This is a genomic window from Oxalicibacterium sp., from assembly GCF_057353965.1.
Genome location: NZ_JBMQZD010000001.1, coordinates 518668 through 532498, shown reverse-complemented (window position 1 = coordinate 532498; position 13831 = coordinate 518668). Strand labels below are relative to the sequence as shown.

Below are 13831 nucleotides of genomic sequence, written 5' to 3'. Positions count from 1 at the left end.
GCGGAAGATATAGCGCGATGCTTCGCGAAAGCGGCAAACAAGCGCACAATAGCGGCAAGCCGGCGGCGCAGATACCGATCCGCCAGCGCTATCCAACCAAGGAGTTTCAATGAAACAGATCACAGCCATCATCAAGCCGTTCAAACTCGACGAAGTGCGCGAAGCGCTGGCGGAAGTGGGCGTCACCGGCCTGACCGTGACCGAGGTCAAGGGTTTCGGCCGCCAGAAGGGCCATACGGAACTGTATCGCGGAGCCGAATACGTCGTGGATTTTCTGCCGAAGGTGAAGGTCGAGGCCGTGGTGGACGACAGCGTGCTGGAGCAGGCAGTGGACGCGATCATCAAGGCCGCGCGAACTGGCAAGATCGGCGACGGCAAGATTTTCGTGCGCGCCGTCGAACAGGTCATTCGCATTCGCACCGGCGAGGTCGGCAGCGAGGCCGTCTGACGGTGCGATGAAAACGAAAATGGGCCGGCATTGCCGGCCCGTTTCATTTGGCGATTGAATTGCGCCAATCAGGTCTGATGAAGAGGGCGAAGATCAGAGCAATCAACTCGCCTGCAGCAGCACGATCAGCGCACCGGCGCCGCCGTCTGCCGCACGCGCCTGACAGAAGGCAATCACTTCATCCTTTTGTACCAGCCAGTTGCGCACCTTGCTCTTCAGCACCGGCGTCTTATTGACCGATCCCAGCCCCTTGCCGTGGATGATGCGCACGCAGCGCAGCCCGCGTTTGACGGCATTGCGCAGGAATTCTCCCAATGCATCGCGCGCCTCGTCGGTGCGCATGCCGTGCAGATCGAGCTGTGCCTGAATCACCCAGTGGCCGCGGCGCAGTTTGCGCACCACGTCCGGCCCGATGCCGGTGCGCGCATAGCTGAGCGCTTCGTCGGTATCGAGCAGCGAATCGATGGTGAATTCGTCGGACAGCGATTCGCGCAGCGCCGCCTGTTCGTCCGCCAGATGCTGGCGCGGAATGGGTTGCGGGCGCGGCAGGGTAATGTCAGCCTTGCTACTGGTCTTCAGCGGCGCGATGTCGCCGATGCTGCGGCGGAACAGATCGGCCTCCAGTTGCGCTTCCTTTTCGGCGCGCAGTTTTTTAGCTTCGGCCAGACGACGCGCTTCTTCCTGCTTCTTCAGATCCTTGTGCAGGGATTTGAGTCCGGCGAAATCCTTGAGCGGGCCAGGCATGACGCCCTCCTGATCGAAGATAGGTGACGAAGATGCGGGGCGCGGCGTCGGCCGCGCCCGTGCGGATTACTCCAGGCTTTCCAGATAGCGCTGTGCATCCAGCGCGGCCATGCAGCCGGTACCGGCGCTGGTGATCGCCTGGCGATAGACGTGATCCTGCACGTCGCCGGCGGCGAACACGCCCGGCACGCTGGTGGAGGTCGCCATGCCTTCGAGACCGGTCTTGGTCTTGATGTAGCCGTTGTGCATGTCCAGCTGGTCGATGAAGATGTCCGTGTTCGGCTTGTGGCCGATCGCGATGAAGACGCCGTGCACCGGCACTTCGGTAATCTTTTCGTCCACCGTCGATTTGATCTTGAGACCGGTCACGCCGCTGTCGTCGCCGACGACTTCGTCCAGCGTGTGGTTCCAGCGGATTTCGACCTTGCCTTCGGCGACTTTTGCCATCAGGCGATCGATCAGGATCGCTTCGGCACGGAACTTGTCGCGGCGATGGATGACGGTGACTTTCTTCGCGATGTTCGACAGATACAGCGCTTCCTCGACGGCCGTGTTGCCGCCGCCGACCACGGCAACTTCCTGCTCGCGGTAGAAGAAACCGTCGCAGGTCGCGCAGGCAGAGACGCCCTTGCCCATGAACGATTGTTCCGATGGCAGGCCGAGGTATTGCGCCGAGGCGCCGGTGGCGATGATCAGTGCGTCGCAGGTGTATTCGCCGGCGTCGCCGATCAGGCGCATCGGTTTTTCGTTCAGCTTGGTCGTGTGGATGTGGTCGAAGATGATTTCGGTGTTGAAGCGTTCGGCATGCTGCAACAGGCGCTGCATCAGTTCCGGGCCTTGCACGCCCAGCGGATCGCCCGGCCAGTTCTCGACGTCGGTTGTCGTCATCAGTTGGCCGCCCTGTTCGAGACCGGTGATCATGACCGGTTTCAGGTTGGCGCGGGCTGCATAGACGGCCGCGCTGTAGCCGGCAGGACCGGAACCGAGGATGAGGACTTTGGCGTGTTTGACGGTGGACATGATGTTCTTCTGACAGTGGATGGATGGCCGTGTGATTGGCGAAACTGCTGCCGGTCGCTTGTATATGTCGGCGCGGCATCAAATTTCAACCGCTCCCGGAATTATTGGGTGCAAAGGGTGAAAAATGGTTAAGATTATAGAGGAAGCGCCATGCCGCCGCTCTGACCGGCGGCCGGCGCGAAGGCAAGCCGTTCCTCTTCCTTTATCCTTGTTCGGCTTTCGCCTGCCGTGCCACACGGATCGATGCGCCGCCACGGCGCCGGTTCAGCGTTGACAAACGCGCAGTTGATATGACGTTCACACGTCCTGATTTATGACCAAGACAAGCCAAGCCTATACCCGTAAAACAGATGTTCCCAAGAATCAGCCGCCGGGGCGAATCGCCCGCCTGCTATCCGAGGCGCGCTGGCTGATACTGGCCGTCGTCACGTTGTATCTGATGCTGATTTTCCTGACTTATTCGCCGGTCGATCCGGGTTGGTCGCACGCGAACGTCGTCGCCAAGCTGCACAATCTCGGCGGACGCGTCGGCGCGTGGCTGGCCGATTTGCTGCTGTTCATCTTCGGTGCGTCGGCCTGGTGGCTGTGCGTCTTCCTGCTGCGGCTGGTGTGGCTCGGCTATCGCCGCCTGTCGCAGCGCTATCTGTTGAAGAAGGAGCCGGAAGAACCGCATCGCCATGAAAATCTGATCCGCGGTATCGGCTTCGTGCTGATGATGTCGGGCAGCGTGGCGATCGAATATCTGCGCATGTATTCGATGAAGGCGCAGCTGCCGCGCGCCCCAGGTGGCGTGCTGGGCGAACTGATCGGCAATGCCGTGCAGAATACCTTCGGTTTCATGGGCGCGACGCTGTTGTTGCTGCTGCTGTTCGGCGTCGGCTTCAGCCTGTTCTTCCATGTGTCGTGGCTGAGCGTGGCCGAGCGCATCGGCGAGTTCATCGAACGCTCGTTCCAGTTCGTGCGCAATCTGTACGGTGCGCGCAAGGACAGGCAGATGGGGCAAGTCGCCGCCGTCAAGCGCGAGGAAGCCGTGGTGCAGGAACGCGCCAAGATCGTCGAAGCGCCGCCGATCCGCATCGAACCGCAGATCGTCGCTGTGCCGAAATCCGAGCGTGTCGAGAAAGAGAAACAGTCGTCGCTGTTCCACGATCTGCCGGATACGAACCTGCCACCGCTGTCGCTGCTGGACGAGCCGCCGGAATCGCAGGAAACCGTCAGCATCGAAACGCTGGAATTCACCAGCCGCCTGATCGAAAAGAAACTGTCGGACTTCGGCATCACGGTAAAGGTCGTGGCCGCCTATCCGGGCCCGGTCGTCACGCGCTACGAGATCGAGCCGGCCACCGGCGTCAAGGGCAGCCAGATCGTGAATCTGGCGCGCGACCTCGCCCGTTCGCTGGCGTTGACCTCGCTGCGCGTGGTCGAGACGATTCCCGGCAAGAACTACATGGCGCTGGAACTGCCGAATCCGAAACGCCAGATCGTGCGCCTGACTGAAATCATCAGCTCCAAGGTCTACAACGACAGTGCCTCGAGCCTGACCGTTGCACTCGGCAAGGACATTGCCGGCAATCCGGTGGTGGCCGATCTGGCCAAGATGCCGCACCTGCTGGTGGCTGGCACCACCGGTTCCGGCAAATCGGTCGGCATCAACGCGACCATCCTGTCGCTGCTGTACAAATCCGATCCGAACCAGGTGCGCATGATCCTGATCGATCCGAAGATGCTGGAACTGTCGATCTACGAAGGCATTCCGCATCTGCTGGCGCCGGTCGTGACCGACATGCGCCAGGCCGGCCACGCGCTGAACTGGGGCGTCAACGAAATGGAGCGCCGCTACAAGCTGATGAGCAAGCTGGGCGTGCGCAACCTGGCCGGCTACAACACCAAGATCGCCGAAGCCGAAAAGCGCGAAGAAAAAATCCCGAACCCGTTCAGCCTGACGCCGGACGCGCCGGAACCGCTGGAAAAACTGCCGACCATCGTCATCATCATCGACGAACTGGCCGACCTGATGATGGTCGTCGGCAAGAAGGTCGAGGAACTGATCGCGCGTATTGCACAAAAGGCACGTGCGGCCGGCATCCACTTGATTCTGGCGACGCAGCGCCCATCTGTGGACGTGATCACCGGCCTGATCAAGGCCAACATTCCGACGCGCATCGCGTTCCAGGTCAGCAGCAAGATCGATTCGCGCACGATCTTGGACCAGATGGGTGCGGAAGCGCTGCTCGGCATGGGCGACATGCTGTACATGCCGCCGGGAACCGGCCTGCCGATCCGTGTGCATGGCGCGTTCGTTTCGGATGATGAGGTGCATCGCGTCGTCAACCATCTGAAGGAGCAGGGCGAGCCGAACTACATCGAGGGCATCCTCGAAGGCGGTACCGGTGAAGACGGCGAAGGCGGCTTGAGTCTGGACGGCGTCGGTGGTGGCGGCGAAGGCGATGCGCTGTACGATCAGGCGGTCGCGATCGTGCTGAAGAACCGTCGCGCATCGATCTCGCTGGTGCAGCGCCATCTGCGCATCGGCTACAACCGCGCGGCGCGCTTGCTGGAACAGATGGAACAGAGTGGGCTGGTGTCGTCGATGCAATCGAACGGCAACCGCGAAATCCTGGTGCCGGCCGGGAACGGAAACGAATAGTCGAAACGAACAGAAGCCGGAAACGAATAAAGGAACGAGATGAACCATAGGAAAACCGCAACTGCCGCGACGACTGCGAAGCGCGACGAGCGCCGCATCTGGTGGACCGTCGCCAGCGTGCTGCTGATTGCTGCGGTGCTGTCGATTCCCATGTTTGCGCATGCGTCGGCGCTCGACCAGTTCAAGAGCTTCGTCGCCGGCACGCAATCGGCGCGCGGCGAATTCAGGCAGCAACTGGTGAAGATCGACAGCGGTACCGTCAAGCCGGGCAAGCAGTCGTCGGGCACCTTCATCTTCGCGCGGCCGGGCAAGTTCATCTGGACGTACAAAAAGCCGTACGAGCAGGTGCTGCAGGCCGATGGTGAAAAACTGTACATCTACGACAAGGACCTGAACCAGGTCACGGTGAAGAAACTGGGCGATGCGCTCGGTTCGTCGCCGGCCGCCATCCTGTTCGGCAGCAACGATCTGGAAAAGAATTTCACGCTGAAGGAAGGCGAAGCCAAGGACGGCATGGAATGGCTGGAAGTGACACCGAAGGCCAAGGACACCACGTTCGATCGCATCGGCATCGGCATGAAGAACGGCGTGCCGGCTGCGATGGAACTGCGCGATTCGTTCGGCCAGGTGTCGCTGCTGACGTTCGAGAGTTTCGAAAGGAATCCGCCAATGCCTGCCAACCAGTTCAGGTTCACGATGCCGAAGGGCGCGGACGTCTTCCAGTAACGACGCATAGCGACACAAATCACGGCACGACAGCCGGAAGTACCGGCATTACATGACGATGCGACGCCAGGCCCGGAAGGGCTGGCGTCGATTGCTTTTTGATCGGGACATCATTTTGATGAAAACCACGCCACTGGCCGAACGCATGCGGCCGCAGACGCTGGACGACGTGATCGGCCAGCAGCACATTCTCGGCCCCGGCAAGCCGTTGCGCGTTGCCTTCGAATCGGGCGAGCCGCATTCGATGATCCTGTGGGGGCCGCCGGGCGTCGGCAAGACGACGCTGGCGCGTCTGATGGCGGACAGCTTCCAGGCCGACTTCATTGCATTGTCGGCAGTGCTGTCCGGCGTCAAGGACATCCGCGAAGCGGTCGAACGCGCCGAACTGTCGCGCGCGATGGGACGCCGCACGATTCTGTTCGTCGACGAGGTGCATCGCTTCAACAAGAGCCAGCAGGACGCCTTTCTGCCGCACGTCGAGAGCGGTCTGTTTACCTTCATCGGCGCGACGACCGAGAATCCATCGTTCGAAGTCAACAGTGCGCTGCTGTCGCGTGCCGCCGTCTACGTGCTGAAATCATTGGGCGAAGACGATCTCGGCGCGATGGTCGATCGTGCCGCCCACGAAGAGCTGGACGGCATCACGTTCACGCCGGATGCAAAGGCGATGCTGGTCGCCAGCGCCGACGGCGACGGCCGCAAGCTGCTGAACAATCTCGAAATTGCCGCACGCGCTGCGCAGGCGAAGAAGCAGAACGAGATCGATGCCGATCTGCTGAAAGCCTGCCTCGGCGATGCATTGCGCCGCTTCGACAAGGGCGGCGATACCTTCTACGACCAGATCTCGGCGCTGCACAAGTCGGTGCGTGGCTCCAGCCCCGACGGCGCGCTGTACTGGTTCTGTCGCATGATCGACGGTGGCGCGGATCCGCGCTATCTGGCGCGCCGTATCGTGCGCATGGCGTGGGAAGACATCGGCTTGGCCGATCCGCGTGCGATGACGATCGTCAACGAGGCGGCCGCGACCTACGAACGGCTTGGCTCGCCGGAAGGCGAACTGGCGCTGGGGCAGGCCGTCATCTATCTGGCGATGGCCGCCAAGAGCAATGCCGGCTACAAGGCCTATAACCAGGCGCGCGCCTTCGTCGCCAAGGACAAGTCGCGCCCCGTGCCGGAACATCTACGCAACGCGCCGACCAAGCTGATGAAGGAGCTCGGCTACGGCAAGCTGTACCGCTACGCGCACGACGAGCCGGATGCTTATGCTGCCGGCGAGACCTATCTGCCGGACGGCATGGCCGAGCCGCATTGGTACGAGCCGACGCCGCGCGGGCTGGAAGGCAAGATCGGCGAGAAGCTGGATTACCTGCGCCAGCTTGATCGCGAAGCGCGCAAGAAACAGAAGTAATGCAGCAAAAGTAATTCAAGAGGCGTAATTCAAGAGAAGTAATCCAGGCGCATCGCTAAAACAGGCCGAAAGCAGAACGGATAAACCGGACATGAATCAAGCCGGGAAAGCAAGCGTACATTGCTGCGACAAGCGGTCGGGCAGATGCACAAGCTCTCGATGGAACACGGCCGATGCAGGGCCGCTCTTGGTACAATGGCGGCTTTTGCATTCTTACGCTTTCCGCCTGCCATGATCGACATCCAACTCCTCCGCAAAGACATCGACAGCGTCGCCGCCCGTCTGGCTGGCCGCAAGTTTCAGCTCGACGTCGCCGCCTTCAACGCACTGGAAGCGGAGCGCAAGCGGATCCAGTCCGCCACCGAGGAACTGCAGAACAAGCGCAACACGCTGTCCAAGCAGATCGGCATGCTGAAGGGCAAGGGCGAGGATACGTCGGCCGTGATGGCGGAAGTGGCCGGCATCGGCGACGAACTGAAGAATTCGGCCGCGCAACTGGACGTTCTGCAGAATCGTCTCGGCGAATTCATGCTGTCGATTCCGAACCTGCCGCACGAATCGGTCCCGGTCGGCAAGGATGAAGCGGACAACGTCGAGATGCGCAAGGTCGGCACGCCGCGCAGCTTCGATTTCGAGGTGAAAGATCACGTCGATGTCGGTGCGCCGCTCGGCCTCGATTTCGACGTTGCTGCCAAGCTGACCGGTTCGCGTTTCGCCGTGATGAAGGGCGGCATCGCCCGCATGCACCGCGCACTGGCGCAATTCATGCTCGACACGCACACCGGCGAACACGGCTACACCGAATGCTATACGCCGTACATCGTCAATGCCGATTCGCTGAAAGGCACCGGCCAACTGCCGAAGTTCGAAGCCGATCTGTTCGCGGTGAAGAAAGGCGGCCAGGAAGGCGAGGGTGAATCGCTGTACCTGATCCCGACGGCGGAAGTATCGCTGACCAACATCGTGCGCGATGAAATCCTGCCGGCCGAATCGTTGCCGATGATGTTGACCGCGCATTCGCCTTGTTTCCGTTCCGAAGCGGGCAGCTACGGCCGCGACACGCGCGGCATGATCCGCCAGCACCAGTTCGACAAGGTCGAGATGGTGCAGGTCGTGCATCCGGAAAAATCGTACGAAGCGCTGGAAGCGATGTGTGGTCACGCCGAGAACATTCTGAAGAAGCTCGGCCTGCCGTACCGCGTCATCACGCTGTGCACCGGCGACATGGGTTTCGGCGCAGCCAAGACTTACGACATCGAAGTGTGGCTACCAGCACAGAATACTTACCGCGAGATTTCGTCGGTGTCGAACTGCGAAGCCTTCCAGGCGCGCCGCATGCAGGCGCGTTTCCGCAATGCGCAGGGCAAGCCGGAACTGGTGCATACGCTGAACGGCTCCGGCCTTGCGGTCGGCCGTACGCTGGTCGCCGTGCTGGAAAATTACCAGCAGGCCGACGGCAGCGTCATCGTGCCGGAAGTGCTGCGTCCATACATGGGCGGGCAGGAAAGACTGGCGCCGGCCGCCTGAGCCGCAATCAACAATACATAAAGAGCAGTATCAAGGCGCAAGCGGATCGGCTTGCGCACTTTCTTCGCTGTCGGTGCGCTCGCCGATGCAAGGTCCCAGGCGACGGTCGATGAACAGACTGTTCCCCGGGATTTTTTTCGCCTGTTTCTTGGAGTCGGCTGCCGCGGTTGCAATCTGGTGATGCGAACCGTACACGCCGGGTTCGACCTTTAGCAAGCCGAGCGAAATCGTCGCCAGTGCGTGGAAGACTTTCTTTCCGCGCCGGTCTTCGCTGATATAGCCGCCGGCATTGCGATGTTCTTCGCTGTAGAAGCCGGAGATGGCAGCGGCGAATACATCGATGATCTGGCGGCAGCGCCATTCCCAATCCGTGCTCTGGAACAGGATGATGAAATCGTCGCCGCCGATATGGCCGACGAAATCGCGTTCCGGATCGCAGTGCGCGCTGAGGATGCGACCGGTCAGCCGCAATACGTCATCGCCCTTGCGATAGCCGTAGACGTCGTTGTACGGCTTGAAGTGGTCGAGGTCGACATAGCAGACGCAGAAGTGCGCGCCATTGCCCAGCAGGCGATCGATGTGTTCGTCTATCGGCACGTTGCCCGGCAACAGCGTCAGTGGATTGGCATAGCGTGCGGCATTGATCTGCATCTGCGTGATCTCGCGCATCAGGTCGTGCGCATTACCCATGCCGGCATACTGGCCGTTGTCGGTGATGATGAAGCCATTGAACAGATGATGGCGATCCGCGTCGACGATCAGCTGGCTCAGTGTATGCAGCGCCGTGTTCTTGTCGGCGATCAGCGGATTGGCGTCCATGAACAGCGTGCAGGATTTCTTGCCGTGCAGTTCGCGCAGGTAAGGCCGCGCAAAATTGTCAATCAGGTTGGCGCGCGTGATCAGGCCGAGCGGCACGCCGTTGGATACGACTGGAATGATTTCCAGCGTCGGATCGTTATTGAACATTTCGTAGATGCGATTGTTCTGCACCTCGGGCGAAACGGCTTTCACGTGACGCAGCAGCTTGGCGGCAGTCAGTACGTCATGGCTGCGGCCCTTTTCGTGCGGGTAGACGGCCACGTTGTTCTGGTTCAGCAGCGCGCACAGCTCCGCCGGCAGCGTCGTGACCGGATGGGCATTCGGCCGCGCGATCTTGTAGCCCTGTCCGAAACGCACGCCAAGGTCGCGAATCATCAGCAGTTCGGCATCGGTTTCTATGCCTTCCGCAATCACCAGCGTGCCGGATTTTTCTGCGATCTCCTGGATCGAGCGCACGAATTGCAGCTTGATCGGGTCCTGGTTGATGCCCTGCACGAAGTGCATGTCGATCTTCACATATTCGGGGCGGATTTCCGACCACAGGCGCAAGCTGGAAAAACCTTCGCCCAGATCGTCGATCGCGATCACGAAGCCCATTGCACGGTAGTGCTTGACCGCTTCGCGCAGCAGGTCGTAGTCGTAGGTCGGATGGCTCTCCGTCAGCTCGATGATCACGCGGTCCGGATTGATGCCGACTTCATGGATGTAGCCCAGGGTTTCGCCAAGGCGCACGTCCGGCTGGACCAGGCATTCCGGGCTGACGTTGAGGAACAGCTTGCCCGGCAACTGCAGTTCGGCGAATTTTTCCAGCGTGATGCGGCGGCACAGATGTTCGACTTCCACGCTCAGGCTGGCGGCATGCGCCGCCTTGAACAGATTCAGGGGCGAGTGAAGGGGGCTGTCGGACGGACCGCGGATCAATCCTTCATAGCCGATGATCTGCCCGCTCTGCATGTCGACGATAGGCTGGAACAGCGGCGTCACCCGCCGATGCAGCAGGACGTCGCGCAGGCGGCTCGCGATATGGTCGTCCTGGTCGTTGGCCGGCTGGGCGCGTGTGCTCGTCATGAAATCGTGGGCGGCGGTGGACAATTGAGGCTCCCTGGTCCTGAACCGAAAAGGGGGCAAAAGCGAAAGAGCCGATGCTTCGCCCTTGTCTGCCGGGGAAACGATGCGTGGTCCCGCCGGTTGTGCAGAAGAGGATTGCATCTGTGTACGGATTGCGTGCTGTGAGCGGATGATCTCGGCTGTCATGCTAACGGCGGTTTATGACAGGATGATGATCGCCGGCAATGCTGACGGATATGCGACAGATGCTGCCTGTTATTGTCTTTTTTGCAGCGGCTGCGGCGATCGGGAGTCGATATGTGCCTTACCCTGCCTGGCCGAGCCGGCAGGTTTCGGTCGCATCGTTCATGCATAAAAATGCAGTTTCAAGTTGGGCGAGACTCTGCTATACTCTTTGGCTTCGCGGCTTCTGCTGCGAAACGACCGAAAGACATCAGGAGAGGTGGCAGAGTGGTCGAATGTACCTGACTCGAAATCAGGCGTACGTGCAAGCGTACCGAGGGTTCGAATCCCTCCCTCTCCGCCAATTTTGCCAGTTTTTCTGGACTTCCCGCAGGGTTTAGGCAGCGCACCCGCCTAAAAACCCGCCTTTCCCGAAGTGATGGGATGCGATGGGGTAAGGCCCTGTGAGACGACGAAGAAAGCCGCCCCTTGAGGCGGCTTTATCATTTGCGGGTAGCATACATACATAGCTGTGGCAGAAGGACAAAACGAATAGCACACAAGGGGGCGGGATGATTGAGCGATTCCAGGGCGATCAAGGGCGGCGGCGTTTGGTTGCCGCACTGACAGAACATCGGTTGATCGCGAACCGGCAGGAGCTTGCGGAACGACTTGTTACCGCGGGTGAGTTGATGGAGGTTCCAGCGGGGACTGCCTTCATCAATCAAGGCGATCAATCTTCGGACGTTTTCTTCATCATCGCAGGCAAGGTCGAAGTTCGGGTCAACGGCAAGGTCGTGGCGAACCGCTTTCCGGGCGATCTGGTTGGCGAGATGGCAGCAATCGAGCCTACACAGCCTCGTGCGGCATCAGTTATCCCGGTTGAGACAACCGTGCTACTCAAAGTCAGCGAGGCCGAGTTCTCTGCGGCTGCGGAGCAGTTCCCTGACGTGTGGAGAAGGATTGCGGCAACGCTCGCTCGGAGGCTCGCAGAGCGGAATCACTTGGTGACTGCCCAACGGGAGCGGGTCCGTGTCTTCATAGTGTCGTCGGCGGAGGCGCTTCCCATCGTGGATCTGCTTATCAAGCAATTCCAGCATGATTCGTTCCTAACCGTGGCGTGGAAGAACGGCGTATTCCGAGCCTCGAATTACACCTTGGACGAACTAGAAGCTCAATTGGATGACTCAGACTTTGCGATTGCCGTAGCGCAGCCCGATGACGTGGTCATCACTCGTGAGACGACGTGGCCTGCGATGCGGGACAACGTGACCTTCGAGCTTGGACTTTTTATGGGGCGGCTCGGACGACGGCGCGCTTTCCTGATGGAGCCGCGCGATGCGGAGATTCAGTTACCCAGCGACTTGGCGGGTATGACGACAATTCCCTATCGCTACGAGGAAGGGAAGGACGCAGAGCATTACATCGCACCGGCCTGCGCGAGGCTTCGCGAGTTGATTCTAGCCGCAGGCCCGAAGGATTAGGAGGGGGGGATGGCGCTCAAAGACGAATTGACGAGTTTTTGCCATGAGGTATTCCATAGCAAGTGGGAGACGACGGAGGGCAGAAAGGTCCCTGATGAGGACAGCAAGCTTACCCTGAAGAACACGGCAATTACCATCGACGGAACTGTCCTGTATGCCGACCTCGACGGATCAACGGCGATGGTGGACGAATACAAGAACTGGTTCGCCGCCGAAATCTACAAGACTTATCTGTATTGCTGCGCGCGGATCATCGCTGCCGAAGGCGGAGTTGTAACCGCCTACGACGGTGATCGAGTCATGGCGGTTTTCATTGGTGACAGGAAAAACACCAACGCCGCGAAAGCCGCGTTGAAGATCAAGTGGGCCGTGGATGAAATCATCATGCCCAAGAAGAACGCGCGCTACACGGACAACAAATTCGCCTTGAAGCATGTGACTGGTATCGACACGTGCTCCCTCTTTGTGGCGAAAACGGGTGCTCGCGGTGCGAATGACTTGGTTTGGGTTGGCAGGGCGGCGAACTATGCGGCAAAGCTGACCTCACTCCCCTCGACCTATACCTACATAACAGAAAGTGTTTACAAGAAGCTCGCTGATGAAGCCAAAACTTCTAATGGCACGTCGATGTGGGAGGCGGTCAAGTGGAACACTTTCAACGACCAGACTATCTACCGCTCAAGCTGGCGCTGGAGGATCGACTAGAGAACGCTGCGCCACAGGCTCGCACGCAACAGGAGACCCATCGAGCGCGAGCCCAAGGTCAGAACCTGCTGGATGCCGAGTGGGTTTGAGCCTGATGAGTTATGGAGCAAGCCAACTCCTTCCCGCGCCCGGTCCCTTCGCCCGGAGACACGCCCAAGACCGGGCGCGGGAGGAGTTGAACAAGGTCAGCCCCGGAGCGCCGGATTGCGTTAATCCGGCGTTCATTCATCTTCATCTATGGCCGAATCCTCTCACTGCTGAAGAAAAACTGATCGTTCCCCGGATATTCACAGATACCCACAGATTCTGTGGGCTACCTTGTGGATAACCCGTGGGCTTGTTTGCAAGTGATTGATTCGAAAGGCGATGTTTTTGTTGAGCAAGTTTGAGGCAGTGTGAAGAAACCCGCTACCGTCCGCAGACTGACCAGATGCATGCGGAGTCGTAGGGCTTCCATGCGCTACATGTCCCTTCATTGAAACATTTTGCCGATTTCGGTATCTGTGGAAGATAGAGAAACGGTTTGGAGGTTCGCATGAACGATCAGCAAAAATCGTCGCGGCATGTTTTCCGCGCCTACGCTACCGAACGTCCGGACGGCACGTTTTCCGGCCACGTCTCGCACACAGTGGAAGGCCGGCCCGACATTCCCGAACGCATCCACGATACCGGCGTGGTCGGCACCGAAGCCGAAGCGCTCGACGAGGCGCATGCCTTCATCGCACGCTATATTGATGAACATCCGGAGGAGTAGACTACCTCAAGCAACCCGGCAACGACGATAGGGAGAACGCCATGAGCAGAACGCCCGCAGGTGTATACGAAGGTTTCGAGATTTTCGTGATGCTGGTGCCGCTGGAGGGCGGACGCTGGTCGGCCACAAGCGAAGTCGAACGCAATGGCGCGGAAGGACTGGAAGTGTTCCAGGAGTTCGGCGGACCGTGCGATGCCGATTCCGCCGATATGGCGAGAGAAGCCGTGCTGGTCGACACGCGTCACAAAATCGACGACTTGCTGGCAGAACCGGAGCGTTGAACAGCGCCTGTTGTGTAGCATCCGTCTGCCGAAGCTTG

The 13831-nt window shown here is 59.9% G+C and carries 12 protein-coding genes and 1 tRNA gene; 10 read left to right on the top strand and 3 right to left on the bottom strand.

Going from position 1 to position 13831, the window contains the following annotated elements:
- The first annotated feature begins 109 nt into the window (after positions 1 to 109).
- Positions 110 to 448, top strand: a complete 339-nt coding sequence (locus ACO1VH_RS02645) for a P-II family nitrogen regulator (RefSeq protein WP_188419393.1) — start codon at positions 110 to 112, stop codon at positions 446 to 448.
- Positions 449 to 550: 102 nt separating this feature from the next.
- On the opposite strand, the gene ACO1VH_RS02640 is transcribed toward ACO1VH_RS02645, so the two are convergent.
- Both ACO1VH_RS02640 and trxB read right to left on the bottom strand, forming a co-directional pair.
- The gene (locus ACO1VH_RS02640; protein ID WP_486242226.1) at positions 551 to 1192 is read right to left on the bottom strand and encodes a Smr/MutS family protein; all 642 of its coding nucleotides are present in this window, start codon (positions 1190 to 1192) and stop codon (positions 551 to 553) included.
- 66 nt (positions 1193 to 1258) lie between these two features.
- Positions 1259 to 2212 (bottom strand): thioredoxin-disulfide reductase, encoded by a 954-nt coding sequence (gene trxB / locus ACO1VH_RS02635; protein ID WP_486242224.1) that lies wholly within the window; start codon positions 2210 to 2212, stop codon positions 1259 to 1261.
- A gap of 313 nt (positions 2213 to 2525) precedes the next feature.
- Between trxB and ACO1VH_RS02630 the strand changes: the two genes are divergently transcribed.
- From ACO1VH_RS02630 to serS, 4 genes are all read left to right on the top strand, one after another.
- Positions 2526 to 4859, top strand: coding sequence for a DNA translocase FtsK (locus ACO1VH_RS02630; protein ID WP_486242223.1), 2334 nt, complete (start codon positions 2526 to 2528; stop codon positions 4857 to 4859).
- Positions 4860 to 4898: 39 nt separating this feature from the next.
- Positions 4899 to 5585 (top strand): outer membrane lipoprotein chaperone LolA, encoded by a 687-nt coding sequence (gene lolA / locus ACO1VH_RS02625; RefSeq protein ID WP_486242221.1) that lies wholly within the window; start codon positions 4899 to 4901, stop codon positions 5583 to 5585.
- A gap of 118 nt (positions 5586 to 5703) precedes the next feature.
- Positions 5704 to 6993: a replication-associated recombination protein A gene (locus ACO1VH_RS02620; RefSeq protein WP_486242220.1), complete on the top strand. Its 1290-nt coding sequence runs from the start codon at positions 5704 to 5706 to the stop codon at positions 6991 to 6993.
- 231 nt (positions 6994 to 7224) lie between these two features.
- Positions 7225 to 8520, top strand: coding sequence for a serine--tRNA ligase (gene serS, locus ACO1VH_RS02615; RefSeq protein ID WP_486242218.1), 1296 nt, complete (start codon positions 7225 to 7227; stop codon positions 8518 to 8520).
- 30 nt (positions 8521 to 8550) lie between these two features.
- On the opposite strand, the gene ACO1VH_RS02610 is transcribed toward serS, so the two are convergent.
- Positions 8551 to 10407 carry an EAL domain-containing protein gene (locus tag ACO1VH_RS02610; RefSeq protein WP_486242837.1) on the bottom strand — a complete coding sequence of 619 codons (1857 nt, stop codon included), beginning with the start codon at positions 10405 to 10407 and terminating at the stop codon, positions 8551 to 8553.
- 436 nt (positions 10408 to 10843) lie between these two features.
- On the opposite strand from ACO1VH_RS02610, the gene ACO1VH_RS02605 reads away from it, so the two are divergent.
- The 5 genes from ACO1VH_RS02605 (at position 10844) to ACO1VH_RS02585 (ending at position 13793) form a co-directional block, all read left to right on the top strand.
- Positions 10844 to 10933: transfer RNA gene (locus ACO1VH_RS02605), tRNA-Ser, on the top strand.
- Between the two features lie 208 nt (positions 10934 to 11141).
- Positions 11142 to 12053, top strand: a complete 912-nt coding sequence (gene pycTIR / locus ACO1VH_RS02600) for a Pycsar phage resistance system effector protein PycTIR (RefSeq protein WP_486242217.1) — start codon at positions 11142 to 11144, stop codon at positions 12051 to 12053.
- A 9-nt stretch (positions 12054 to 12062) separates the two neighbouring features.
- Positions 12063 to 12758, top strand: a complete 696-nt coding sequence (gene pycC / locus ACO1VH_RS02595) for a Pycsar phage resistance system uridylate cyclase PycC (protein ID WP_486242215.1) — start codon at positions 12063 to 12065, stop codon at positions 12756 to 12758.
- A gap of 535 nt (positions 12759 to 13293) precedes the next feature.
- Positions 13294 to 13512 (top strand): hypothetical protein, encoded by a 219-nt coding sequence (locus ACO1VH_RS02590; RefSeq protein ID WP_486242213.1) that lies wholly within the window; start codon positions 13294 to 13296, stop codon positions 13510 to 13512.
- Between the two features lie 41 nt (positions 13513 to 13553).
- The gene (locus tag ACO1VH_RS02585; protein WP_486242212.1) at positions 13554 to 13793 is read left to right on the top strand and encodes a hypothetical protein; all 240 of its coding nucleotides are present in this window, start codon (positions 13554 to 13556) and stop codon (positions 13791 to 13793) included.
- The last annotated feature ends 38 nt before the right edge of the window (positions 13794 to 13831 follow it).